This window comes from uncultured Ruminococcus sp. (assembly GCF_946415235.1).
Taxonomy (GTDB): domain Bacteria; phylum Bacillota; class Clostridia; order Oscillospirales; family Ruminococcaceae; genus Ruminococcus.
Window position 1 is genome coordinate 1 of sequence record NZ_CAMKRR010000017.1, and the last position, 25,958, is coordinate 25,958.

Here is a 25,958-nt window from a genome sequence, read left to right on the forward strand (position 1 = left end):
CGTATAATATAGTAGTATGGGGTGAGTGTTTAAACGTGATCCCGAAGGACGATCCAAATATTGTTATATACGATACGATATGCAACGCTACCGACGCGCGTCAGTCCGATGCTGCCGAACTTGCCAAGAACTCTGACATAATGCTTGTAGTCGGGGGAAGACACAGTTCAAATACCGTTAAGCTTTTTGAGGTTTGCAGCCGTTACTGTAAAACATATCATATCGAGAATTCGGACGAGCTTCGGTCATTAAAGCTTCCAAATGCCACTAATATCGGCATTACTGCCGGGGCATCAACCCCCGCCTATATAATCAAGGAGGTACAAACCAAAATGGCAGAAAATGAAATTCTTGCAGCTAATCAGAATGAGGAGTTTGATTTCGCTCAGGCGATCGACGAGTCATTCAAAAAAATACATACAGGAGAGAAAGTTAAAGGCATTGTTATCGCCGTAAACAATACAGAGGCTATCGTAGACCTCGGCACAAAGCACACCGGCTATGTTGCTCTCGCCGACCTTACAGACGATCCTTCAAAGAAGCCTTCTGACATCGTCAACGTCGGCGACGAGATCGATCTTGTTGTTATCAAGGTGAATGACGCAGAGGGTACAGCTGCTCTCTCAAAGAGAAAGGTAGACGAGCAGGCAGGTTACGAAAAGATCGTACAGGCCAAGGAAGAGGGCACAGTTCTCGAGGGCGTTGTTCAGAGCGTTGTAAACAAGGGTATCACTCTCACAGTTATGGGTGTAAGAGTATTTATTCCTGCTTCTCTCACAGGTCTCCCGAGAGGCGCTGAGCTCGATCAGCTTCTCAAGAAGAAGGTAGAGTTCATCATCATCGAGGTATCCGAGGGCGGCAGAAAGAGAGCAGTAGGCTCTATCAAGGCTGTTCAGAACGCTAAGAAGGAAGAAGCAAAGGCAAGATTCTGGGAGACAGCAGAGGTTGGCAAGACTTATTCAGGCAAGGTAAAATCTCTCACAAGCTTCGGTGCATTCGTTGACCTCGGCGGCATCGACGGTATGGTACATATCTCAGAGCTCTCATGGAAGAGGATCAAGCACCCGAGTGAAGTCGTTAACGTAGGCGACACTCTTGAGGTATACATCAAGGATCTCGACAGAGAAGCTAACAGGATCTCTCTCGGCTTCAAGAAGGCTGAGGACAATCCTTGGGAGATCTTCAAGTCTCAGTATCAGGTTGGCGATGTAGTTAAGGCTACTATCGTTTCCATCACAAGCTTCGGTGCTTTCGCTCAGATCATCGACGGCGTTGACGGTCTTATCCACATCTCTCAGATCGCTGACCAGAAGGTAGAGAATGTCAAGGACGTTCTCAATGTAGGCGACGTTGTTGACGTAAAGATCATCGACATCGACGAGGAGTCAAAGAGGATCAGCATCTCAATGCGCGCTCTTCTTGAGAATTCCGACGAGGAAGCTGAAACAGAGGAAGAGGAAGCTGCTCCTGCTGAGGACGCTGAATAATCAGATATCATACGGGCTGTACTTTATGTACAGCCCTTTTTGTTTTGCCCGTAAATAAGCTGTTTGTCAAAGTTTTTTACACTCATGGAAAATGTTACACAAGCAGAAATATACTTTATAGCTTTTTGTCAAAAATGCCGATTTACCGATTTCTTTGGAGTTTCCACTTGAAATTGATCATTAATTGGAGTATAATTAACCTTGGTGTATTGTCATTATTCACAGTATTTATCATATTTTTTATACAGCTTCACTTTTGTTATATCATCGGGAAACGACATACACTCCTCGAACGCATAATTCCCGTATCAGGCAAAGATCATTCAATGAGCCCACGGTCAGCAAATCTCCGCATCCGTCGCTCCTAAAGGAAGGCGAAGTGATCTCAGCCGCATATAAAGTTTTAGTTTTATTCAGGTGGTGAACTTTGTGAATAAAGAGTTGTCATTTAAAAATGTCGCGGGCATCTGGCTCCTTGCGGTACTTTTCCTCGTACTGCACGGTATCACTATATCTTTCGGTACCTTCGACCTTTCAAACATAACTATATATATCACATTTTTTATAAACGGTATCCTTTGGCTTGCACTGATGGTCAGGGAACTGTGGGTAAGGCCCTACTCCATGAAGGTGATATTCTATACCTTCAGTCTCTTTTTCTTCTATTACGCAGGCCTCATACAGTACATTAACGAAAGATTTCCGTGGATCATCTACCGTGATCACGATACCGTACTGAAAGCCAATCTGCTGCTCTTCCTGTTTACTGTAAGCTATGAGTTCGGCTCGCAGATAGCAGCCGAAAGAAAGATAACTCACGACAGCTTTATCTTCAAGGAATTCGATATATCCCATGCCCGTATGATAATAATTACGCTGGCCTGCCTCGGAGTTCTCATCAATAAGATAAGTATTGTCGGCATCGGCGGACTCTTTTCAAGAACTACCGTAAGCGAATCCACCGACTACGGCGAAAGCTCGGCGATCACCACTCTTATCAAACAGCTTCTCATAGCCGTTCAGTGTGTCGCTGCGCTGGTATCTCTCATTGCAGCCAAAAAGGACTACAAAAAATCAATATACTTCGTTTTGTGTATGTGCTTCCTTTTATGCACATATCCCCCCGGAATGGTCTCACGATACGCAGTTGCAACTATCTACGGCTCCATATTCATACTCATGTTTGACAGCCTGAAGAAAAACCGACTGTTTATCCTTGCATTCTGTCTTGCTTACACCATACTGTTCCCATTCCTCAACAACTTCCGACATACCGATTATTCGGACGTAGATACCATGAAAGCTCTGTCAAATACCATAGAGGGTATCAAGACAGACTGGCTCGCAGGCGATTACGACGCCTACACCACTTTCACCATGACATTCGACAGTGTAAAGACAGCAGGCTTGTCCATGGGACGCCAGCTCCTTGCCGTTGTCCTCTTCTTCGTGCCCCGTGATATGTGGCCGAACAAGCCCTACGGAAGCGGTTCTTACATGGGTCAGAGCCTTAACTGGTCCTTCACCAATATCTCCTGCCCTCTTCCCGGGGAAGCATATATCAACTTCGGAATATTCGGCATTATCCTGTTCGGAGTGGTTTTTGGCTTTATATCAAAGCTCATGGACAGATTCTACTGGGAAAAGACATCAGATACAAGAACTAAATTCGATATCCTTTACGCTATCATGCTCATGATGTTCTTCTTTATGCTCAGAGGAGACCTCCTTTCAAGCTGGGCGTATTTCCTGGCATTCGTATTCATATGGGGAGTATTCACCTTCTCGGTCCCCGAAAGCCTGCTGAAAAAAGGCTGATATCACTCGTTAACGGTCATTTACTGAATGCTGAAAGGACAATAACCCAAAATGAAGAAAACATATACTTTCGGTGATCTGCTTAAGCTGATACGCAGCCATCTGGTACTGATAATGACTGTCATGATACTCGGCGGAACAGCTATATTTGCCTTTTCTAAGCTGTCGCTTCCGCTGAAGTACTCTTCAAGTATCAATATGTATGTACAGAATGCCACTGCAAAGTCCGCAGACGGGCAGAGAGTCAACAACATCACCGATTCAAAACAGCTCATCAAGACATATATGGAAGTAATGAACGACGACGCCGTTATGAACGCCGTTGGCGATATCCTCCTCAGGAACTACTACGTCAGTGACCTCAGCGAGCTGCTTTATGTCGATGAGAATAACAGGATTCCCGCAGCAACAGTCAGAAATTTACTGACATTTACTTATCTTTCCGATTCATCCATAATAAAAGTTACCGCTACCTGCACCAACGCTGTTCTTGCAGCCGATATATGCAATGCTGTGGCGCAGGTATCTTCAACCTATGTACAGAGAGCTGTAGGCGCAGGCTCTGTCAATGCTATCGACAGAGCAAAGGTATTCCCCGATCCCGTTTCACCTGACGTGCCGAAGAATACCATAATCGGAATGGTAGCAATATTCCTTTTCATGTTCATGCTGATAGTTACTCTGGACTATCTCGACAACACCGTAAAGCTCACCGAAGAGCTGGGAAAGAAGTTCCGCAAGCCTATAATCGGAGAGGTGCGCCGATTCGGCAGCAAAGACGATCATAAGAACAGCAGTGCCGTAAAACCTGCCCGCCTCCTTACCGATAAAAGGATACCCTTCAGCGTTGTGGAAAGCTACAAGCTCATTAGAGCCAATATTATCTTTACCATCGCCAATTCCGAGAAAAAGGTCATCGCGGTCTCAAGTGCCGAACACGGCGAAGGAAAATCCCTGACAGCCGCAAATATCGCCATTGCTCTTGCTCAGACAGGCAGCAAGGTGCTCCTTGTGGACGGCGACCTGCGTGCTCCGTCACTTCATAAGACCTTCAGGGAGAGCAATGATATGGGACTTTCCACCATGATAATCAGGAAGTCCTCAATGCTCAACTCGATAATCCCCGATATCGCAGATAATCTTGATTTGCTCCCGTCAGGTCCTATACCTCCCAATCCCTCGGAGCTCATCGGTTCAAAGAACTTCCGTGATGTGCTTGAGCACTTATCGGGCAAGTACGATCACATAATCATTGATACGCCGCCTATCAACGTCGTAAGCGACGCAGTGCTGATGAAGGACGCTATTGGCGGTATCGTGCTGGTAGTCCGCTATGCTTCCACTACTTATGACAAGATATCGAGCTGTGTGAACGAAATAGAATTTGCTGACGCCGAGCTGCTCGGTTTCGTTGTAAACGAAGTAAGCAGCAGGCAAAAGTCAGATAACTACAACTACTTATAATATAAATTCAGCCCCGAGACAGATCAAACTGCCTCGGGGCTTGTTCATTATGATTGGGACCGTTAGCCACTACATGGTTTCATCGCGTTTGTCCCGTTATTCGCGGGCGCACAATGTGCGCCCCTACAATAGGCTAACGGCTAATGGCTAACAGCTAACGGCTCAAATCATAATTTTGCTCCGCAAAATTATGATTTAGTTTATCGGAAGAGACGGGATAAGCTTCAGCATATACTGCTGTATTGCAAGAGCGTCGTTTGAGGTTATTCCGTTGCCATTGCCCTCAACGTCACCGTTGGCTATTCCCTGATCCGTGATATGTGTCTCGGCTGTGCCGTTGATACCGTACTTATTCGGGTTTGCAAGGCTCTGCATTATGAGTACTGCATCGGAAAGATCGACTGAATCATCACAGTTTGCATCGCCTGCTTTGCCCTGCGGCTCGGGCTGTGTTGTTGTCGTAGTAGTTGTAGTCGTTGTTGTTGTAGTGGTTGTGGTCGTAGTTGTGGTAGTTGTAACAGCAGCCTTTTCCTTGACGAATACAGTGTAGTTCATACAAGCACCGCTCATGCCGTTCGTACCGAGTGTGAGCGAACTGCCTGCTTCTACATCCTTAGCATATACATCAAATGCCCTTATCGCCTCGCTGTCGTTGATCTCGACAACATCCCAATTCTTCGTGAAGCTGCTCAGCCACGACGGAGGAGTTGTTACTCGCTGGTCAAGTGCCACATATACCGTGATATCCTTTTCGGCAGTAAGTACCGCAAGGTCTGAGTCCGTATTCTTTGAGTTGCAGGCTGTTAGGATATGCTCGCCGCCGCTTATGGCTGACGGAACAGATGCGATAACGTGCTCGCGGTCACCGAATGCCTTGTCTCCAACAGAGAAGCTCTCTGCAATGGACCACTGTGAGCCGTAGCTTGCATCCTTGACGTCAAGTCGTGCTATAAGCGCACTCTTCATGTATTCATCGTATATGGGGGTTACATCGCCGCCGTCGGAAACTGTTCCCGCATTGTATGCCTTGTTCTGCATACGTCCTGCATAGGCTGTTACGTCAGACTTTGCCGCGTCTGCTGAGGTCACGCTGTAGCTGCCGTATATCTTCGATGAATCGGTGTCGAAGTTGTCATAGCTGTCGCCGCCGCCATTGAGATTGTTTACATAAGCCTTGTCATTGCGAGAGTTTACTATCTGATAAGCAAGTCCGCTGCCCATATTGCAGCTCACGAACTTGTCGCCGTATGACTTGATAGTTCCGGAATATGCGTCGCTTCCCATATTCACAGCGTCGAGGGGAAGATTTGTGTTCTCGTAGTAGTTAGCCTCGGAGAATACCTTTGAATTGTAGGAAGCTCCGATACCGTACTGTTTGTTGCTGTAGAAATAGTTGTTGTAGCTGTGAACGTGTGCATTTCTTGCACGTGGGTTACGGGACTCGGTATTATTGAACCAGTTGTGGTGGTAGGTTATCCAGTCCTGCATATGGTTGGTACCTCCGCCAACGAGAGAGGTCTTGTGAGCGTCCTTGAAAATATTGTATGATACCGTTACGTATTCCGACCACTTGATATCGAGAGAGCCGTCGCCGTCAGCCTTGTCGTCGTCAACTATTCCGTTGCCTGCGTAAGCATTGTAGCCCTTTTCGATAGTATTGTTGTGTATCCACATATTCGTGGACTTGTGGTCTGACGAGCCCGACACGGACACGCCGTCGTCGGGATACTTGCCCAGCCAGAGATTGCGTACCTCACAGCTTGCCGAGCGCTTCATCTCGAAGCCCCACTGATCGAGGGAAGTATCATAGCCGATACCCTCGATAGTTACGTTCTCTCCGTTCTGGAGATAGAGCATATTCGAGCCGTCATTCTGCTGACCGTTATTTGCCTTTGCACCCGATGGTACTCCAATGCTGCCTATAAGGCGGAAATCCACATTCTTCGGCTTTCCGCTGTAGAAGATATTGTAAAGACCTGTCTGTCCGTTGTAGGTGATAGTGTCCTTGTTGGAGTTTGTAACGTATATTACGGTAACTCCCGATTTGAGAGTACCGTCGTTGTTGTAAGCACCTACTCCGCTGCTGTTGTTCCAGTGTGCATAGCCGCTCCTGTCAAACGCCATAGTCCTGACACTGCAGCCTGCCGAGCCGTTCGAGCCCTGAATGTTTATACTGTAGGCCGTGTCGCCCTTGAGTCCCGGGATATCCACTCTTGAACCGCGTATGAGCTCTGAGTCCACAGCCTTGTAATCCGAGCTGCCTGACTCTGCATAGCTCACCTTGACATTGCTGCCAAGCTTTGAGCTGTCCCACTCAACGAAGGCTTCCTCGAACCAGCCGCCGCAGGTCTTGATCGCTCCCTCAATATTTGTTGAGCCCTGACCGCTGCCCGAGCTGCTTCCTCCGTCGCCGTTAAGGTAAGACGGCGTCCAGTTGTTCATATAGTTTGCGATATTGATATTAGCAGCGTCGCTGTCGGAAACTGTATGTCCCCTGCGCTGTGAAAGGTCAACTCGCTGACCGTTTGAGAGCTTTGTGCCGTTCTCCTTGAAGCCGTCAACGCTCTCGGGCTCAACTCCGCTCATGGAAGTCCAGCCTGCGGCAGTTATCATATTGCCGTTCTGGAGAGTGGTATTCAAAAAGAGCACCTGTGCAGTCTGTCCCCACGGTCTGCCGAGATAGCCTGCAGTTACCGTAAGGTCGGGATTTGCAGTTACCTTACAGTCCTTGAAGAGATAGCCTGTATAAGGACTTCCCTGACTTCTTGCGGCGGTGATGTAACCGCCCACAGAACCGCTGCTGTAGCCCTTCCAGCGAAGCTCGCAGCTGTCAAATACAGCGTTGCTGCCGCCGAAGATGTAGTCTGTCTGTCCCTCAATGAGGCAGTTCTTGTAATACTGAGGAGAGCCGCCTGTGTAGAGCGTATCCTGACTTGACAGGAACTTGCAGTTGAGGAACTCAGCATAGCCCGTATCTACGGAAAGAGCAGCCGCGCGCTCTGTAGCTGCCTTGGACTTTGCATCTGTCCAGTTATTTCTCACCTGGGTTATCTTTGTAACAGAGGTATCGCCTGTGAGCTCAACTCCGTCATTCAGCTCTTCCTGAGTGATATAGCGGTTGAAGGAGTTCTCAAAAACGATGTTCTTTGCCTTGAAGTTGGTAGCCTTGGGCCACAGCTGTACCGTTGCGCCCCAGCGGTAGTTGGCTACGTTCTTGCTGCTCTTTGAAGCAGCAAGGCTCGCGTCGTAATAGCCCTTTGAGTTTGCGCTGTAATACTTATAGCCTATGCCGTAGTACCATGTGAGTACTGCGTCGCCCTTGTCGGGCTCGTCGTTTACAAAAGTGATGTAAGGCGTCTGAACGATGACCTGCTGGCGGTATGTACCGGGAGCAATGTGTATCGTTACTCGTGTGGACTCCGATGACGGATTGAGACCTGCAGCCTTGTCAACAGCCGCCTGAACTGTCGAGAAGTTGTTGTTTCTGCCCGAATAGCCGACATAGAGGTCTGTGCCTGCCGCGTAGGTCTTCATGGTCGGGAACACCGACATATACGCAAGCAGCACAAACACAGCGGCTGCAAAGGCAAAAAGCTGCAAAGCAAGCTTTTTTGTTTTACTAACCATTGTATTTACTCCTTTTCATTTTACGCTCCGCTGCCTAAAGCGAAGCTTTTTCCCGTTTGGTGTCATATCTTTTCCCTCACAGCGCCGAGGAACTTCAGAATATACACCTATACACCATAATTATAGCATGGTTGGTCATAGATGTAAATAATTGTTAAAATATGGTCATTCGATTTGGCGTTTTGTACAATAAGCAAGTCCGCCCTTTGGCTATTTTTCCATTTTAAGCCTGTTTTTTAAGCTTGCGGACTTGTTTTAATCATACACCTGAGATTTACACTATCCCTTGTGAAATGTATTGACAAACATCACAGGAATGATATAATAAATGTGTACTCAAAAAATCAGCATTGGAGGAGTTTTATGAAATTCAGCAGCACCGAAGAATGGAAAAGCAAAATCAAACGCATTATCATCTCAGAGGAGGAGATACGGGCAGAAATAAAAAAAGCAGGAGAATATATAAATTCCCTGTACGACGGCTCTCCAATACTCCTTGTAAGCATACTCAAGGGCGCTTTCGTGTTTATGGCAGACCTCTGCCGTGAGGTCACCGTTCCCTGCGAAATAGCCTTCATGGCTGCAAAAAGCTACTTTGAGGGCACCCAGTCCTCGGGACACGTTGAGATAACAATGGACCTCAAACACGATATCAGCAATTACCACGTGGTCATAATCGAGGACATAATCGACACGGGACGTACTCTCAATGAGATAAAAAAGATACTCGGAGTAAGAGGACCTCTGTCACTGAATATAATAACTCTTCTCGACAAGCCCGACCGCCGCGTTGTGGAGCTGAAAGCAGACTACTCGCTTTTCACTATCCCCGACTATTTCGTTATCGGCTACGGTCTCGACTACGGCGAGTTCTACAGAAATCTGCCGTACATAGCAGAATTTGCGGAATGAGGTTACGGATATGCTGGAAAAGATGTTCAAGCTCAAGGAACGCGGCACTAATGTAAAGACTGAAATTGCCGCAGGTATAACGACTTTTATGACAATGGCGTATATCCTCGCCGTAAACCCGAATATTCTCTCCGCAACAGGCATGGACAGCACGGCAGTGCTCCTTGCGACCTGTCTTGCTTCCTTCATAGGAACGGTTTGCATGGCTTTCATGGCAAATCTGCCCTTTGCACTTTCGGCAGGAATGGGACTTAACGCCTATATGGCGTACACAGTCTGCGGAAATCTCGGCTATCCGTGGCAGGTAGCCCTCCTTGCGGTCTTCATTGAGGGTATAATATTCATCATCCTCTCGCTCACAAAGGTCAGGGAGGCTATCTTCGACGCTATACCGCTCCCCCTGAAACGGGCTGTCTCCGTGGGAATAGGTCTGTTCATCGCCTTTATCGGACTTCAGAACGCAGGACTTGCCGTTGACTCGGCAACTCTCGTACAGCTCACGGACTTCCGCGAGAACTTCAGTACCACAGGCATATGCGCTCTGCTGGCACTCATAGGACTTCTCCTCATGTCGGTGCTCTACATAAAGAAGGTCAGGGGCGCGATACTCATCGGCATCGTCGCAACTTGGATACTCGGCATAATATGCGAGCTCACGGGACTTTACGTACCCAATGCGGAAGAGGGCGTATACACGCTTATCCCCTCGTTCCATATGACGGACTTCTCAAAGCTGGGAGATACTTTTGGTCAGTGCTTCAATATCGACTTTGACGCTGTGGGGGTATTCAACTTCATCGTAGTGATATTCTCGTTCCTTTTCGTTGACCTCTTTGATACTCTCGGAACTCTTATCGGCGTGAGCACAAAGGCGGGGCTCCTCGACAAGGAGGGAAAGCTACCTGCCATAAGACCCGCTCTCATGGCTGACGCTGTAGCCACAACAGCAGGCGCTGTGCTCGGAACTTCCACCACAACTACATTCGTGGAGTCCTCGGCAGGAGTTGCAGCAGGCGGAAGAACAGGTCTCACAGCTCTCACAACAGCTGTGCTTTTCCTGCTTTCCATGTTCCTTGCACCGATATTCATAGCAATACCCTCATTTGCAACAGCTCCCGCGCTGATACTCGTAGGCTTCCTGATGTTCTGCACGGTTTCGGAGATAAAGGTAGACGACAAGAACTACGCTTCGGCGATACCCGCATATCTCTGCGTTATCGCAATGCCGCTGTTCTACAGCATTTCCGAGGGAATCGCTATCGGCGTTATCTCTTTCGTTGTTATAAACCTTGTCTGCGGCAAGCGCAAGGAGATAAATCCTATCATGTACATACTTGCGGTATTGTTCGTACTCAAATACTTTTTCCTGTAAATCAAAATTTATATTTGTATGGGCGGATATTATCCGCCCGAAATTACACTTGCGCTTTGTAGGGGACGGCGCGGCTAACGGCTGCACGTACCCTCTGTCAGCTTTGCTGACATCTCCCTGCACAGCAGGGAGTCACTCGACGTCCCATTATAGGGACGCCCTCACTTGCAGGGCGTCCCTCTTCCGAAAACAATTCACTGGATTGTTTTCGGAATTCACCCTTGCGGAGCGCCTGTCGGATACGGGGCGCTGCCCCGAGCCCCGCAAGGGCTGTCAGCCCTTGACCTGACCAAAGGGTTGTGAACCCTTTGGAATCCCTTCCTTTTGGGTTGGCGTAATCAATGCGTAAATTTTGATTTACGAAAGCTTTACTCCGATATTGTCAGGCTTTCAGCCAGTCTGTGCCGAAGCGCATTGCGAGCTGGTCGCAGAGCACAAGTGCGGTAATGCTGTCAGCAACGACTCTTGCACGGTGAACTATGGCAGGATCGTGGCGTCCCTGTATTTGCAGGGTAGTATTCTCAAGAGTGTTCAGATCAACAGTCTGCTGCTCCTTGTAGATCGAAGGAGTGGGCTTAACGGCTGTTCTGAACAGTATCGGCATTCCTGTGGTGATACCGCCGATTATGCCGCCGTTGTTATTGGTATCGGCTGTTACGCCGCTGTTTCCGCTGCGGAAGCAGTCGTTGCACTGACTTCCGAGCATATCTGCTGCTGCGAAGCCTGCGCCGAATTCCACGCCCTTTACGGCAGGTATGCTGAAAAGCGCATGAGCAAGGATACTTTCGAGAGTATCGAACCACGGCTCGCCGACGCCTGCGGGAACTCCCGTAACTACGGTCTCGAGCCTGCCGCCGACGCTGTCACCGTCCTGCTTTGCAGCTGTTATGGCAGCCTGCATCTCCTCAGCTTTATTGTCGTCGAGAACAGCGAATTCCATACTGTTGAGCCTGTCGATATCGGCGCTGATATCACCGAATGTGCGGTCATATACTCCGCCGCAGGAGAGTATATGCGTGCCTATCTTTATGCCCCTGCCGCGCAGAGCGCTTATGGCCACAGCTCCCGCTGCAACTATTCCTGCGGTGATCCTGCCCGAGAAGTGTCCGCCGCCGCGGAAATCCTGAAAGCCGTGATACTTCATCTGTGCGGAAAAGTCTGCGTGTCCCGGACGGGCTTTGTACGCAAGCTCGCCGTAATCCTTGCTTCTTGTGTCCTGATTTTCTATAATAAATGTCATGGGAGTACCTGTGGTCTTTCCGTTGAACAGGCCGCTTACTATTTTGACGCTGTCGGCTTCGCGGCGAGCTGTGGATAGAGCTCCCACAGACTGTCTGAGCTTCATCTGATATGCGATGAACTCCTCATCAACGGGTATGCCGGGAGCGATCCCGTCGAGGACAGCTCCTATGGCTGTGCCGTGGCTCTCTCCGAAGATCGTAACGGAAACGCTTGAACCGAAGGTGTTTTTCATGATCTCATCTCCTAAAAACGTGTGAGCTCCTGCATATTCGGGAGCTAAATAAATTATAACACTGCGGCGGGTATTATGTCAACATAATGATTTAACGATTTGCAGATGAAAAGTGATAAAGTAAATGGTTATTTTGTATAGGTCGGAAGTATGCTTTTTGTTCATATTAATTGATTGACTTGCATGGTATATCGTGATATAATCAGAAAAAAGGCGAGGTGAGGGTATGGACATAATGAAGTTTTACAGGGGTGAGGAGTTTGAGATATATGATTATCTCGGAGCTCATTTATGCGAAAACGGAACGGTGTTCCGCACGTATGCTCCCGATGCCGAGAAGGTCTCGATAATAGGGGATTTTAGCAGCTGGGAGGAGCTCCCCATGGAAAGGACAGGGGACGGAAGGTTCTATGAGCTCACAGTCAGCGGCGCAGAAGAGGGTATGCGCTACAAGTATCGTATTTACGAAAAAAGAGGCGGATTCACCGACCACTGCGACCCCTGCGGCTTCGGCATGGAGTTGCGCCCGGGGACCTGTTCTGTGATAAGAAGCATAGGCGGCTACAGCTTTTCCGACGGTGAATGGATGGAAAAGCGCACGGACTGCCGCGATAAGCCCATGAATATATACGAAGTACACCTCGGCTCGTGGAAAAGGCGTTCCGATGATGGGGAGAGCTGGTACAGCTATTCGGAAATAGCGGACGAGCTCATAGACTATGTCTGTGAATTCGGCTATAATTATATTGAGTTCCTGCCCCTCGGAGAGCATCCCTGCGACGAGTCATGGGGCTATCAGAGCACGGGATTTTTTGCTCCGACCTCGCGCTACGGAACTCCCGAGGAGCTCATGGAGCTTGTGGACAAGTGCCACAAACGGGGGATAGGTGTGATAGTTGATTTTGTTCCCGTGCATTTCGCAGTGGACCATTACGCGCTTACCGAGTACGACGGAACAAAGCTTTTTGAGTACCCCAGTGATGATATCGGCTATAACGAGTGGGGAAGCCGCAACTTCAATCATTCCAAGGGCGAGGTGCGGTCGTTTATACAGTCCGCCGCAAATTACTGGCTAAGCGTGTACCACTTCGACGGCATACGCATGGACGCTATCCGCAATATGATCTACTGGAACGGCGATGAGAGCCGCGGCGAGAACAGAAATGCCATAGACTTCCTGAAAACTATGAATCAGGGACTGAAATCCCGTCACCCTTCGGCTTTTATCGCGGCTGAGGACTCATCTTCCTATCCGCTGGTCACTGCGTCGGTATCGGACGGCGGCCTCGGCTTTGACTACAAGTGGGACCTCGGCTGGATGCACGATACTCTCGATTATTTCAGGAGTGCTCCCATGTACCGTTCCCGCGACTACCATAAGCTAACCTTTTCAATGCTGTATTTCCATAATGAGAGGTTCATACTTCCGTTTTCCCATGACGAGGTCGTTCACGGAAAGGCGACCATAGCTCAGAAAATGAACGGGCAGTACGACGATAAGTTCCCGCAGGCAAGGGCTTTGTATATGTATATGATGGTCCACCCCGGGAAAAAGCTCAATTTTATGGGCAGCGAGTTCGCACAGCTGCGGGAATGGGACGAAAAGCGCCAGCAGGACTGGGATATGCTGAAATATCCGCTCCATGATTCCTTCCGTAGCTACATCAAGGCCCTGAACCGCATTTATCTGACGTACAATGCGCTTCATTACGACTACGATCCAACCAATTTTATGTGGGAGGACTGCAACTGCATAGAGCGCTGTATCTATGCGATACGTAGAAAGTCTGCCGACGGAGACATACTTGCCGTGTTCAACTTCTCCGACTGGTTCCAGTTCGGCTATTCCCTTGAGATAGGAAAAGATCTGTCCGTGAAGGTGCTTCTTGATTCGGACGATCAGCTTTACAGCGGCTCTACTGCCGACGGAGGCACGAAGTTCACTTACTCGGGCGGGATGATGGATATTGATATGCCGCCCTTCAGCGGCAGGATGTTCCTGATAAGAAACAAAACATGACAAAAAGGGGAGTGATGAACCGGGGCTATCACTCCCTTTGTTATTGATAAAAGGCGGTATGTTTTTCGGCACAATAATTTTTTGTGTTGTTATCTATAACAAACAATCATGGAGCAGATATTTTTGTTAGTATATACAAATTATATTTTTATAAATTGACATTTGCCGCAGCCGATGATATAATTTTAAATGTTAGTTATTTCTAACATAATAAATCATTACAGCAGGCTCCTTTCGGGTTTATGGGATAAGTGCGAATATCCCGTATACATGAGCCTGCGCTGCCAATAATGTGAGTATTCACATTAAATATATCAAAACAGGAGAATACTATGGACTATTTAGAAATCGAAAAGGTCGTGGGACGTGAGATACTGGACTCACGCGGAAATCCTACTGTTGAAGCAGAGATAACTCTCGCTGACGGTACAGTGGCAAGGGGAACTGCTCCCAGCGGTGCTTCTACCGGTGAATTTGAAGCGCTGGAGCTTCGTGACGGCGGTGAGCGCTATCTCGGAAAGGGCGTAGAAAAGGCAGTTGAGAACATCAATACTGTTATCGCTGAAACTATAACAGGTATGGACGCTTCCGACATCTACGCTGTTGACGCAGCTATGATAAAGGCTGACGGCACAAAGGACAAGTCAAAGCTGGGTGCAAATGCTATACTCGCTGTGTCTATCGCCTGTGCAAGGGCAGCTGCAGCCTCCCTTGATATTCCGCTTTATCGTTTCCTCGGCGGTATTCAGGGCACAAAGCTCCCTGTTCCGATGATGAACATTCTCAACGGCGGAGCTCACGCTGACAGCGCTGTTGACACTCAGGAATTCATGATAATGCCTGTGGGAGCTCCCTCATTCAAAGAAGCTCTCCGCTGGTGCGCTGAGGTATTCCACACACTGAAAAAGCTCATCAAGGATATGGGCGACGTTACAGCTGTCGGCGACGAGGGCGGCTTTGCTCCCAACAAGCTCACATCTGACGAAGAAGCGATCGAGAAGATACTTGAAGCTGTAAAGGCAGCAGGCTTTGAGCCTGGCAAGGACTTTATGATAGCTATGGACGCTGCTTCCTCAGAGTGGAAGAGCGAAAAGGGAAAGGGCTTCTACAAGCAGCCCAAGTCGGGCAGGGAATTCACTTCTGATGAGCTTATTGCTCACTGGGAAGCTCTCGTTGACAAGTACCCCATAATCTCGATCGAGGACGGTCTCGATGAGGAGGACTGGGAAGGCTGGCAGAAGATGACCGCAAAGATAGGTCATAAGGTACAGCTCGTAGGCGACGACCTTTTCGTTACAAATACGGAGCGTCTTGCCAAGGGTATCGCTCTCGGCGCAGGCAACTCCATACTCATCAAGCTCAATCAGATAGGCTCTGTATCCGAAACTCTCGAAGCTATCAAAATGGCTCACAAGGCAGGATATACTGCTATTTCCTCACACCGCTCGGGTGAGACTGCCGATACAACTATCGCAGATCTTGCAGTTGCACTCAACACCTGCCAGATAAAGACAGGAGCTCCCTCACGTTCGGAGCGTGTTGCAAAGTACAATCAGCTTCTCCGCATTGAGGAGCAGCTCGGTGCTTCTGCCTGCTATCCGCAAATGGGTGCATTCAACGTAACAAAGTAATCTTCATGAACCTTCCTTTCATAAAAAGCTCGCCTGCACTTTTGGGGTACAGGCGAGTTTTGTTTTGCCGCGATCCTTAAGGTATCAGGATCGTCACACATATACGATCATATTATCTTATGCAGCCGATTGTTCTTCTTCCTCGGCTGCTTCGGAAAGGTTTTCTTCAACGAAAAGACTTATACAGTCCTCTATCATCTTTTCACCGCAGTTTGCAGGAATACCTGCTGCAAGCCAGTAGGCGTAAGCTCCTTTGCTGTACTCTGCAAGATCGTTCAGATCGCTGCCGTAACGGAATTCGGTGTGATAAGTTGTGGCGGGAGTATCAGGCATCATAAGAAAATACTTGAATTCTCCTGCATCATTATCTGTGGTCTCGTAGAGATATCCGTCCATCATTCCGCCGAAGGAAAAGTCCTTAACGAACCTGTATTCATGCTCGAACAGCTTTTTGCCGCTGTCGTCGATCCCTGAGATATTGCTGCCGTTAAATACGAACTGCTTTACGCCGTTGATAAAATAACAGTCAAACCTCATATCCTCAGCATTGGTGTAAGCATTTACCGCGTCCTCACCGTAAATAGTTGCAGTGCAGGAGCTTTTCAGCATTTCGGCAGCGCTTTCAGCCATGTCTTTGCCTACGAAAGCTTCGCATTTGTCAAGCCATATCTGATCGTATTTTTCATCACAGATGACAGTAAACAATTCGTCGTATGTGCCCTTCAGACCTTCAAGAAGCTGTTCGGCAGGCGTGAGCTTCTCGGAAACAGCCGCAGACTCATTCGATTCATAATTTGGTGTGCTGCTTTTCTCTGAGCCGCAGGCACATAATGATAATGCCATTGCAACAGCGAATGAAAGAGTGAGTGTTTTTTTCATTATAAAATTCTCCTTTGTTATATAAAGCTAACATATATTGAAAATAATAGCAAGGAAATTATTAATACTCCTTGCCGTATATGCCGTAGAATATGATAACACATCAGATCTCCGCTGTCAATAAGCAGAAAGCAATTTTGTTATTATATACAAACATTGTTGATGCCTGAAAAATATTTTGTGCCTTTAAAGCTTCAGTATTTAGGAATTTTTGTGCAGTAACGGTTTATCTGCTCTTTATTATTTATCACTTTCTATCCAAGGGCAACATCGAGTATCATCATCAGCGTAAATCCCACTGAAAACATGATAACACCGATATTTGAATGTACTCCCTCCGACATCTCGGGTATCAGCTCCTCTACGACCACATAGATCATAGCACCTGCGGCAAAGCTCAGCAAATACGGCATTGCAGGCAGGAACAGTCCTGCAAACAGTATCGTAAGCGCTGCGCCTATGGGCTCGACTATCCCTGAAAGAACTCCGTCCGCAAAAGCTTTGCTCTTGCTTTTTCCTTCTGCGTGGAGCGGCATGGATATTATTGCTCCCTCGGGGAAATTCTGTATCGCTATTCCGAGCGCCAGTGCAAAGGCTCCGCCTGCGGTCATATCAGATGAGCCCGACATGAAGCCCGCATAAACGATGCCTACTGCCATACCCTCGGGGATATTGTGAAGTGTTACCGCAAGCACCATCATGGTCGTTTTCGCCAGCCTTGACGGAACGCCTTCCGCCTTTTCGGCATTCATATGCAGATGAGGTATGACACTGTCCAGCAGAAGAAGAAAAAGTATACCGAGCCAGAAGCCTGCAACCGCAGGCAGAAAAGCGAGTTTTCCCATGCTATCCGACATATCCATGGCAGGAATGATAAGGCCCCATATGGAGGCAGCGGTCATAACGCCTGCTGCGAAGCCGGTCAATGCGCGTTGTAGCTGTTTGCTCAGGCTGTGCTTCATAAAGAAAACACATCCCGAACCTGATGCCGTGCCAAGAAAAGGAATAAGGAGTCCGGTTAAGATTTCTTTTTTCATAATACGCTCCAATTGGTTAGTAGTCGCAAACTATATCTAAAAAAATAAGATCGCAGATACTATTGACTTTTGCTGCTGCACTTGCCGGTGTTGTTTGCGGTTTGTGCCGTGCTTTCCGAATGTTCGAGAAAGAAATAGAACAGGTCACGGAGTACGTGAAATGATTCATCACACATACAATGCTCCATTTTGCAGGCATCTTTTTTTGCGTCTGCCTCGTTGACTCCCATTTGCACAAGCATTGAGAACAGGAAATGATAGCGGCTTTTTATCTTGCTTGCGGTCTCCATTCCTTTTTTAGTGAGGAACAGACCATTGCTGTCAGTGAAAATAATGAATCCCTTTTTTTCAAGCTCATGTATGGCAACGCTTACAGTGGGCTTTGAAACATTTAACGCTTCGGCAACGTCAATGCTTCTTGCAGTACCGCAGATCTCCTGTATATTCAGGATAGTTCTGAGATAGTTTTCGGTTTTTTCCTTTCCGAGCATTCAAGCACATCCTTTTTAAGTTAGTCTTGTATAACATTATGATATCATAAACAGCAGGATTTGTCAATAGCGGATTTCCTAAGTGCAACAGTCATTATTTTCTGATATTTCACAGCGGAGAGCTGCTGATAACAAGCGGATATGCTCATCATAGGAGCATAAAAATAACGCAGTCGGCAAGTTGTCGGCTGTGTTCTGGGTTATAGAGGTGTTATATTATCTGCTCGCCGCTGTGCAGGGCTATGAGCTGTTCACCCATTATTTCTTTCATCAGCTCAAAGGCAGGGATACCTGTGCAGTGACCGCTGTAAAAGACGGTATCGAGCTTGGAAAGTTCATTTGCCGTCTGAATGATGACCGACTTTTCTTCTTCGGTATGATCTCCGTCCTTTTTCATCATATGGAATCCTGTGATAACAAAGTCGGGAGCGTTCCCGAATATCTCCCTGTAGCGGTCGAGGATATTGAGGATACCGTTATGCGAACAGCCCGACAGCAGCCAGCGCCTGCCGTTCTGCGTTATTACAAGGCATTGCTCATGGGCGAAATCATCGGGAACTTGTACGCCATTATCCATACGTGACAGCTTGCGGTTGCCCTGCGGATAGCACCGTCTGCCGGTTATTCCGCTGAAGAGGAAAAGCTCATCGTCAAGCTGAACATCACCTTCAATAAGCCTGACGTTCGGCAGGTCGGGTATAGCCCTGTCGATACCGATATAGCGTTCGCCGTTGTAATGCGGCTCGGCAGCGGACTTCTGCATGAATATACGTGCATTGGGGTTCAGCCCGTAGAAGGGGAGTATACCTCCCGAATGGTCGTAGTGACCGTGACTAAGGATAACGGTATCAACTGCGGACAGGTCTATTCCGAGGACTTCCGCATTTTTTACGACTGCGTCGGTCTGCCCTGTATCAAGCAGAAGTTTATGCTTTTCGGTTTCGATGTAAAGAGAAAGTCCATGCTCGGCTATACAGCCTTCAAGTCCGCAGGTGTTCTCAACAAGTGTGATTATCTTCATCAGTGCTTACCGCAGCCGTGGTCTCCACAGGAATGTCCCTCGCCGTGCTCGTGGTGGTGGTCACAGGTAGGATTCTCATTCTGAACAAGCGTCTGTGATAGGAAAGCTGCTACGGCTTCATCGGCACTGCCCATATTTCCTCCGTAGAGTGCGATGCCAGCCTCCTGCATAGCCATCTGTGCGCCTCCGCCGATACCTCCGCAGATCAGAACGTCAGCCTGTGCGTTTTTCAGAAATCCTGCAAGAGCACCGTGACCTGCACCGTTCGTGCCGACAACCTGTTCGCTGATTATCCTGCCGTCAGCAACGTCATAGAGCTTGAACTGCTCAGTTCTGCCGAAGTGCTGGAATATCTGTCCGTTTTCATAGGTTACTGCAATTCTCATAATTGTGCTTCCTTTCTGAGTTATCTCCTCCGAGATAGTGTTATCAAGAGTATAATTTCCGCCCGAAATGACGATGCGTCTGCCCTCGACCAAAGCCTGAGCGAGTTTTTTTCTTGCGGAGTCATAGATCGCCGTGACGGTCGTTCTCGCCACGTTCATCTCCTGAGCGCATTTCTCCTGCGTCTTTGACTGATAATCTATAAGTCTTATCGTTTCAAACTCGTCAAGTGACATGATGACCGTATCATTCGCCTTATCCTGATCGGGAGCAAAGCTCCAGTAATCGGGATAGCAACATATACGTCGGGACTTCTGTGGTCTTGGCATATCAGCATCTCCTTTCTGACATAAGTCAAGTATATCATATTTATCGACTTATGTCAAGTATCATCTCAATGTAAATGTTGACATCTTTCACTATATCTGCTATAATTCTTTTTGATGAAAAAATGGAGTGTGTTAAATGAAAAAGACATATATCCCGCTGCTTTGTACGATGCTGCTGATTGGCGGCATGGTCGGTGCAGCGGATGTTTTACGGAATAACGAAATCATATTCCCTGAGATCGCAGCCATTGCAACAGGAGCGCTGCTGACTCCGAAACTTGCGTGGCGAACCGATCATCTGCACACATTTTGGGCTATCACGGTATGTGCGGCACTCGGACTTGGTATAGTGCTGTTTGTGCCTGCTGCATTATGGCTGCAAATGAGCATTGCATATCTGCTTGCGTCGCTGCTGTTCATGGCTTCGGGAACGAGCTTTGCACCTATGATCTCGGCAGCGGTACTGCCTGTACTGCTGCAGACAAGGTCAGTCGTTTACCTGATAGCTGCCTGCACACTGACCGCAGGAATTCTGTGTGTGCGTCGGATACTGGTCAGGAATGGAGTGCTGACTGATACTGAATTTGAAAAAATGCCGAAGCCCGACAAGGAAAGCATATTTCAGGCCGTGCTGCGCTGGCTTATTGCCGCTGCGGTGATCGTTGCAGCACTGCATCTCAATGTACGCTTTGCCGCAGCTCCGCCGCTTCTTGTAGCCTTTACTGAGTTCTGGAAGCCCGAAGCTGTTTCTCGGAAGCGTCCTGTGGCGGTCATAGCGCTGATAACTCTTTGTGCCGCAAGCGGTGCGGGGGTACGCTTTGCTTTTACCGAACGGCTGGCTGTTCCTGCCTGTGTATCGGCAGCTCTTACCATCGCCGCAGTTTACTTCATCATGAAGAAACTCGGACTTATGCTTCCGCCTGCTTCTGCGATCGCTATACTCGCTTTTCTGATACCGAAGGAGGCTCTGCTCATTTTTCCGGTACAGATCATGCTCGGAATTTCCGTATTTGTAGGTGCTTCGTATCTCTATCGTGAAAAGCCGTTAAGGAAAATGGCTGTTTTCAGTGCGCTGTTCCAGCATTTGGTGAGATGAATATGAGGACTGCTATGGCAGTTGTATCATGGGCGCTCGGAAAGCGCTCCTGCAAACAAACGTGTAAATGCGGACTGCCAAAGGCAGCTCCTGCAATTGGCTAACGGTGAGCTTGATTTTGTTATTTCGGACGAGGACATGGAGCTTCTCGAAAACACCGAGCATATCAAGGACTGCGGCGAAATCAGCTTTCTCCCTGTGTTCGGCGGAAAGTTTTAAGGTGCAGCTATGAGCATCACAGTAAATATCTGCTACACAGGCGAAAACGGGAATGCCCGTAAATTCGCAGAGGAAATGATGCAAAGCGGTACAGTTGACAAGATACGCAGCGAGGAAGGTATTCCCGATAAGGATAAAAAATTTATTGTAAAACAGGAGGAAACAATCATGAGCAAAAAATTAGCAGCATATTTTTCAGCAAGCGGCGTGACCGCAGGGCTTGCAAAGAACCTCGCAGAAGCCGCAGGTGCAGATCTTTATGAGATACGTCCTGCTGTTCCGTACACAAATGCAGACCTTAACTGGCAGGACAAGAACAGCAGAAGCTCTGTTGAGATGAAGGACAAGTCCTTCCGTCCTGCGATCGCTGATACCAATGCGAATATCGCTGACTATGACACGATATTTGTCGGCTTCCCGATCTGGTGGTATGTTGCTCCGACTATCATCAATACCTTCCTTGAAGCTTATGATTTTTCGGGCAAGCCCATAGTTCTGTTTGCTACATCGGGCGGCAGCGGAATGGGCAACTCCGCAAAGGAATTGAAGCTAAGCGTTTCCGATACGGCAGTTATTAAGGAAGGCAAGCGTTTCGCTGCAAACACTACAGTCAGTGAGCTGAAAAAGTGGGTGGAGTCCCTCGGAGTATAAGGCGGTACTGCTATGGCAGAAAAGAACGTACAGACCGCAGGCAGAGAGGCCCTCTGTGAGTTTGCTCCCGAATTTGATCATTACAACGATGATATTCTTTTCTATCGGTGAACCTAACCCATAAGGTGACTACTTCGTTGGGCAGGGAAGCGAGAGAGCTTCACACGGGCGATATTGTGAATATCCCTGCGAATGTCAAGCAACGGCACGGTGCCGCACCCGATTCGTGGTTCTCTCACCTTGCGGTAGAGATCGAGGGCGAGGAGGGCAGCACGGAATGGTGTGAAGCTGTTTCGGACGAGGAATATAATACTGATATCAGGGCGGTTACATAATCAGCAAGGACGAAATTATAGATTACCTCATTGAGTATTGTGATGACGAGCCGCCTTCTGAGGTCATAGTGTGCCAAAGCTCTTGATTTGATACCGGAATTGCTTAAAGTATGCGACATCTGCCACATTTATGATTATTCAGATGTGCCATTCCGCATATTCAAGAAGCGTAAAGATGTGTATTGCCATTGGAAAAATAGTTTCCGGAATAAGGAACAGATATCGAATTTGACTAAAATTAAACTATAATTCAAACGCTCAGGGAATATCCTGAGCGTTTGTTATTTTATCTTGGTCGCTAACTTGGTCGGTCGACCGACCGACATTTTCCATATCCTGCAATGTTGAATAAATAGCGCTGAATGAAAGGACTTATATCTATGATTGATGTGTTGTACAGCGCAGCAGCACAGCGTTTCTGTTCAGTAATTCAGTTTATCAGGCGTGTATCCGTTAAGCACCGTGAGCATATCCCTTGCGACTGCCTTTGCGCCGTCAAGGTCGTGGAGGAGATAATTCCCGCACTCCTTACGCTCGGAACCGGGGATCTTCCCGCTGAAATCAGCTGCAAAACGAAAGCTGTCCTGTACGAGCTTTATCGCCTGCTCGTATGTGACATTGTCCCTGAGGATAAGATAAAAGCCTGTCAGGCAGCCCATAGGTCCCACATATATAACGCTGTCCGAGTATTCGCTGTTTCGTGCGTAGGTAGCAAATAAATGCTCGAAGGTATGCAGTGCGCCGTTTGTGAGATAGTCGCCGCCGTTTGGCTTCTTCATGCGTATATCGTAGGTAACTGCATCGCCGTCGATACGGGAGATATACATTCCCTTTTCCAGCTTGTCGTGATCGACTGTAAAGCTTGCAATAGTCTTCATATAATCACTCCTTAGGCATTTTCTTTCTTATATCGTTAAGGCGCTCAAGCGCATTTTCAAGTGTCTCGTTCTTCTTTGCATAGTGGAATCTTATATAGCGGTTTTCGGGCTCTTTGAAGAAGCTCGAACCCGGAACGGCTCCTACTCCCACGTATTCAGCAAGCTTTTCGCAGAACACAAGGTCGCTGCTGTAGCCGAATTCGGAGATATCAAGAAGTATGTAGTAAGCTCCCTGAGGAACGGTATGCTGCAAGCCTATACGGTCAAGACCATTGAGGAATAGGCCGCGCTTCTCCGTATACTTGTCCTGTAACCACTTGTAGTAATCGTCGCCGAAGCGAAGTCCCGTAACAGCAGCCTCCTGCAATGGTGCAGCAGCTCCGACAGTAAGAAAATCGTGGACTTTTTTCACGGTGTCGATGATATTCGGCGGAGCGATAACATACCCCAGTCGCCAGCCTGTGATAGAGTAGGTCTTTGAAAGGGACGAGCATGATATAGTTCTCTCCCACATATCGGGAAGCGAAGCAAAATAAACGTGCTTTTGGGGAGCATAAACGATGTGCTCATAGACTTCGTCGGTGATAACGAAGGTATCGTACTTCTTTGCAAGGTCTGCTATTATCTGAAGTTCTTCAAGAGTGAACACCTTTCCGCAGGGGTTTGACGGATTACATAATATAAGTGCCTTAGGGTGCTGTTTGAAGGCAGCTTCAAGAACATTCGCATCGAAGCTGAACTCGGGCGGGATAAGCGGAACGTAAATAGGCTCAGCTCCCGAGAGTATGGTATCCGCGCCGTAATTCTCATAGAACGGCGAGAACACAATGACCTTGTCTCCCGGATTGGTAACGGACATCATCGCTGCCATCATAGCCTCCGTGCTTCCGCAGGTGACAACTATCTCCCCGTTGGGATCAATGCTTCTGCCCATGAGACGGGACTGCTTCTCCGCAAGCGCTTCACGGAAGTTCTGTGCACCCCATGTTATGGAGTACTGATGGAAGTCCTCACGGGTGACTTCCGCAAGGCGGTCGAGTATCTCTCTCGGCGGCTCGAAGTCGGGAAATCCCTGCGAGAGATTTACTGCGCCGTATTTATTTGAAATTCTCGTCATACGCCTTATGACGGAATCGGTAAAGGTGGCTGTTCGGTTTGAAAGCTGTGGCATAATTTCCTCCTTAAATAAAATGGGCGGATAACCGCCCATTCAAATTCATAATTAAGAATTCATAATTCATAATTGCGGGATCGCCTGCGGCGATGATATTTAATTATGCATTATGCATTATGAATTATGCATTGATATTATTATATCATCATTAAATGCTGTAGTCAATGTTTCTCTCGTCGATAACACGTCTTGACTTATGCTCTGAACGTGTATTAAGTCCGCCGTCGGGGTGTACCACTACTTTTGCGGGCTTAACGCCGATACGTGCCTTAAGTGCTGCGGAAACCTCTGCTGCTACTGTATCGTCATCCTTGTCAACGCCTGCTGCCTTCTCTATCTCGACAGCATATTTGCTTGTGAAGTCCTTCTCAAAGATACGGATGAGGTACTCACCTGTCAGGTCGCTCTGCTCGCGGATAACAGCTTCGATATCGCTGGGGAATACATTAACAGCGGAAACAATGAACATATCGTCTTTTCTGCCGAGTATATGTATCCTTCCGTGTGTGCGTCCGCATTTGCAGGGAGTGGTGTCGATGCGTCCGATGTCGCCTGTCTTGAATCTGATAAGTGGACGGGCGTGCTTGCGGAGAGTTGTGAATACGAGCTCGCCTGTCTGACCGGGTTCAAGGACCTCGCCTGTGTGTATATCAACTGTCTCAACGAGGATATGATTTTCTGCAATGTGGAGTCCGTCGTGGTATTCGCACTGTGCAGCGCAGGCGCCGAAAATATCTGACAGACCGTAGAAGTCAAATACCTCAGCTCCCCATATCTCCTCGATAGCATTTCTTGTAGCGTCGATAGAGCCGCCGAGCTCACCTGCAACGATTATCTTCTTGATATTGAAGTCCTTCTTCGGATCGTAGCCTGCCTTGATAGCCTTTTCGCCCAGCTGCCATGCGTAGGAAGGCGAAGTCCAGATAACTGTTGGCTGATAGGTCTTTAAGATGAAGAGAAGTCTCTCGCTGGGGAGAGTACCGCCCCAGATACATAAAGCTCCGAGGTTCTGAGCGCCGATTACGTCAGGTCCTCCGACATAGAGCGAGAAGTTGAGGGCGTGTACGTAACGGTCATTCGGTCTCATTCCTATCTGCCAGAACCAGCGGCTCTCAGTATCCTGAAATTCGTCGAAGTCTTTTTTGGTGAAAGGGCTCATTGTGGGAACGCCTGTTGAACCCGATGATGTGGAGATGAAAACTACGTCCTCTTCGGGAACTGCTGCCAGCTCACCGAGGAATGATCCAACGCCCTGAGTGTCGCGCTGTGTTTTCTTGTTGATGAACGGGAACTTCTCGATATCCTTAAGTGTCTTGATGTCCTCGGGCTTAACGCCTGCCTCATCAAATGAACGCTTGTAGTAGGGAGCGTGATCGTATGCGAACTTAACGATCTCCTTCAGATCTTCAAGCTGTCTCTTCTGAAGCTCCTCACGGGGAAGAGTCTCAAGCTCCTCATTCCAGAATTTGTTGTTGATATCTCTGCTCATTATATTTATCCTCCATATTCATATATTTCATATCTGTTTGGTATGTTTATATTATACAGCACCTTTCTGCATTTGTCCAATACCAATGGATTATCATTAGTTATAAGCTGATCTTATAACCGCATGACTTTTAGGAGTGAACGGGCTGATGTGGGCATCAGCCCCTACAC

General features: G+C 48.0%; 21 protein-coding genes. 11 read left to right on the plus strand and 10 right to left on the minus strand.

The window, feature by feature from the left end; all coding sequences use genetic code 11:
- The 3 genes from Q0R37_RS05675 to Q0R37_RS05685 form a co-directional block, all read left to right on the plus strand.
- A partial coding sequence (locus Q0R37_RS05675) for a S1 RNA-binding domain-containing protein (protein WP_294752334.1) occupies positions 1-1,487 on the plus strand: 1,487 nt, incomplete at its 5' end.
- 429 nt (positions 1,488-1,916) lie between these two features.
- Positions 1,917-3,305 (plus strand): O-antigen polymerase, encoded by a 1,389-nt coding sequence (locus tag Q0R37_RS05680; protein WP_294752336.1) that lies wholly within the window; start codon positions 1,917-1,919, stop codon positions 3,303-3,305.
- Between the two features lie 51 nt (positions 3,306-3,356).
- Positions 3,357-4,769, plus strand: a complete 1,413-nt coding sequence (locus Q0R37_RS05685; protein ID WP_294752338.1) for a polysaccharide biosynthesis tyrosine autokinase — start codon at positions 3,357-3,359, stop codon at positions 4,767-4,769.
- 195 nt (positions 4,770-4,964) lie between these two features.
- Here the strand turns inward: Q0R37_RS05685 and Q0R37_RS05690 are convergent, their stop codons facing one another.
- Positions 4,965-8,396, minus strand: coding sequence for a pectinesterase family protein (locus Q0R37_RS05690; RefSeq protein WP_294752340.1), 3,432 nt, complete (start codon positions 8,394-8,396; stop codon positions 4,965-4,967).
- 363 nt (positions 8,397-8,759) lie between these two features.
- Here Q0R37_RS05690 and hpt point away from each other — a divergent pair, with 363 nt between their 5' ends.
- Both hpt and Q0R37_RS05700 read left to right on the plus strand, forming a co-directional pair.
- Positions 8,760-9,308, plus strand: a complete 549-nt coding sequence (hpt, locus tag Q0R37_RS05695; protein ID WP_294752342.1) for a hypoxanthine phosphoribosyltransferase — start codon at positions 8,760-8,762, stop codon at positions 9,306-9,308.
- 10 nt (positions 9,309-9,318) lie between these two features.
- Positions 9,319-10,680 carry an NCS2 family permease gene (locus Q0R37_RS05700; RefSeq protein ID WP_294752344.1) on the plus strand — a complete coding sequence of 454 codons (1,362 nt, stop codon included), beginning with the start codon at positions 9,319-9,321 and terminating at the stop codon, positions 10,678-10,680.
- Between the two features lie 382 nt (positions 10,681-11,062).
- Here the strand turns inward: Q0R37_RS05700 and aroC are convergent, their stop codons facing one another.
- Positions 11,063-12,154 (minus strand): chorismate synthase, encoded by a 1,092-nt coding sequence (gene aroC, locus Q0R37_RS05705; protein WP_294752345.1) that lies wholly within the window; start codon positions 12,152-12,154, stop codon positions 11,063-11,065.
- Between the two features lie 235 nt (positions 12,155-12,389).
- Here aroC and glgB point away from each other — a divergent pair, with 235 nt between their 5' ends.
- Together glgB and eno are read left to right on the plus strand one after the other, a co-directional pair.
- Positions 12,390-14,174, plus strand: a complete 1,785-nt coding sequence (gene glgB, locus Q0R37_RS05710) for a 1,4-alpha-glucan branching protein GlgB (protein ID WP_366517399.1) — start codon at positions 12,390-12,392, stop codon at positions 14,172-14,174.
- A gap of 332 nt (positions 14,175-14,506) precedes the next feature.
- A complete protein-coding gene (eno, locus tag Q0R37_RS05715; protein ID WP_294752348.1) occupies positions 14,507-15,805 on the plus strand; it encodes a phosphopyruvate hydratase in 1,299 nt (432 codons plus the stop codon).
- A 117-nt stretch (positions 15,806-15,922) separates the two neighbouring features.
- On the opposite strand, the gene Q0R37_RS05720 is transcribed toward eno, so the two are convergent.
- From Q0R37_RS05720 to Q0R37_RS05740, 5 genes are all read right to left on the minus strand, one after another.
- Positions 15,923-16,684, minus strand: coding sequence for a hypothetical protein (locus tag Q0R37_RS05720; protein ID WP_294752350.1), 762 nt, complete (start codon positions 16,682-16,684; stop codon positions 15,923-15,925).
- A 254-nt stretch (positions 16,685-16,938) separates the two neighbouring features.
- The gene (locus Q0R37_RS05725; protein ID WP_294752352.1) at positions 16,939-17,721 is read right to left on the minus strand and encodes a ZIP family metal transporter; all 783 of its coding nucleotides are present in this window, start codon (positions 17,719-17,721) and stop codon (positions 16,939-16,941) included.
- 59 nt (positions 17,722-17,780) lie between these two features.
- Positions 17,781-18,212, minus strand: coding sequence for a metal-dependent transcriptional regulator (locus Q0R37_RS05730; RefSeq protein ID WP_294752354.1), 432 nt, complete (start codon positions 18,210-18,212; stop codon positions 17,781-17,783).
- Between the two features lie 211 nt (positions 18,213-18,423).
- Positions 18,424-19,233, minus strand: a complete 810-nt coding sequence (locus Q0R37_RS05735) for an MBL fold metallo-hydrolase (RefSeq protein WP_294752356.1) — start codon at positions 19,231-19,233, stop codon at positions 18,424-18,426.
- Positions 19,233-19,946: a DUF134 domain-containing protein gene (locus Q0R37_RS05740; RefSeq protein ID WP_294752357.1), complete on the minus strand. Its 714-nt coding sequence runs from the start codon at positions 19,944-19,946 to the stop codon at positions 19,233-19,235. The genes Q0R37_RS05735 and Q0R37_RS05740 overlap by 1 nt, the downstream gene beginning before the upstream one ends.
- Positions 19,947-20,082: 136 nt before the next feature.
- Between Q0R37_RS05740 and Q0R37_RS05745 the strand changes: the two genes are divergently transcribed.
- The 4 genes from Q0R37_RS05745 (at position 20,083) to Q0R37_RS05760 (ending at position 22,247) form a co-directional block, all read left to right on the plus strand.
- Positions 20,083-21,042: a hypothetical protein gene (locus Q0R37_RS05745; RefSeq protein WP_294752360.1), complete on the plus strand. Its 960-nt coding sequence runs from the start codon at positions 20,083-20,085 to the stop codon at positions 21,040-21,042.
- Between the two features lie 96 nt (positions 21,043-21,138).
- Positions 21,139-21,261, plus strand: coding sequence for a hypothetical protein (locus tag Q0R37_RS05750; RefSeq protein WP_294752361.1), 123 nt, complete (start codon positions 21,139-21,141; stop codon positions 21,259-21,261).
- Between the two features lie 168 nt (positions 21,262-21,429).
- Entirely contained in the window at positions 21,430-21,912 is a 483-nt protein-coding gene (locus Q0R37_RS05755; RefSeq protein WP_294752402.1) for a flavodoxin, read from the plus strand.
- Between the two features lie 137 nt (positions 21,913-22,049).
- Positions 22,050-22,247 carry a hypothetical protein gene (locus Q0R37_RS05760; protein ID WP_366517400.1) on the plus strand — a complete coding sequence of 66 codons (198 nt, stop codon included), beginning with the start codon at positions 22,050-22,052 and terminating at the stop codon, positions 22,245-22,247.
- Between the two features lie 422 nt (positions 22,248-22,669).
- Here the strand turns inward: Q0R37_RS05760 and Q0R37_RS05765 are convergent, their stop codons facing one another.
- The 3 genes from Q0R37_RS05765 to Q0R37_RS05775 form a co-directional block, all read right to left on the minus strand.
- Positions 22,670-23,125 (minus strand): S-ribosylhomocysteine lyase, encoded by a 456-nt coding sequence (locus Q0R37_RS05765; protein ID WP_294752362.1) that lies wholly within the window; start codon positions 23,123-23,125, stop codon positions 22,670-22,672.
- Positions 23,126-23,129: 4 nt separating this feature from the next.
- On the minus strand, positions 23,130-24,296 hold the full coding sequence (locus tag Q0R37_RS05770; protein WP_294752363.1) for a pyridoxal phosphate-dependent aminotransferase: 1,167 nt from the start codon (positions 24,294-24,296) through the stop codon (positions 23,130-23,132).
- A gap of 151 nt (positions 24,297-24,447) precedes the next feature.
- Positions 24,448-25,788, minus strand: coding sequence for an AMP-binding protein (locus tag Q0R37_RS05775; RefSeq protein ID WP_294752364.1), 1,341 nt, complete (start codon positions 25,786-25,788; stop codon positions 24,448-24,450).
- Between the last annotated feature and the right edge of the window lie 170 nt (positions 25,789-25,958).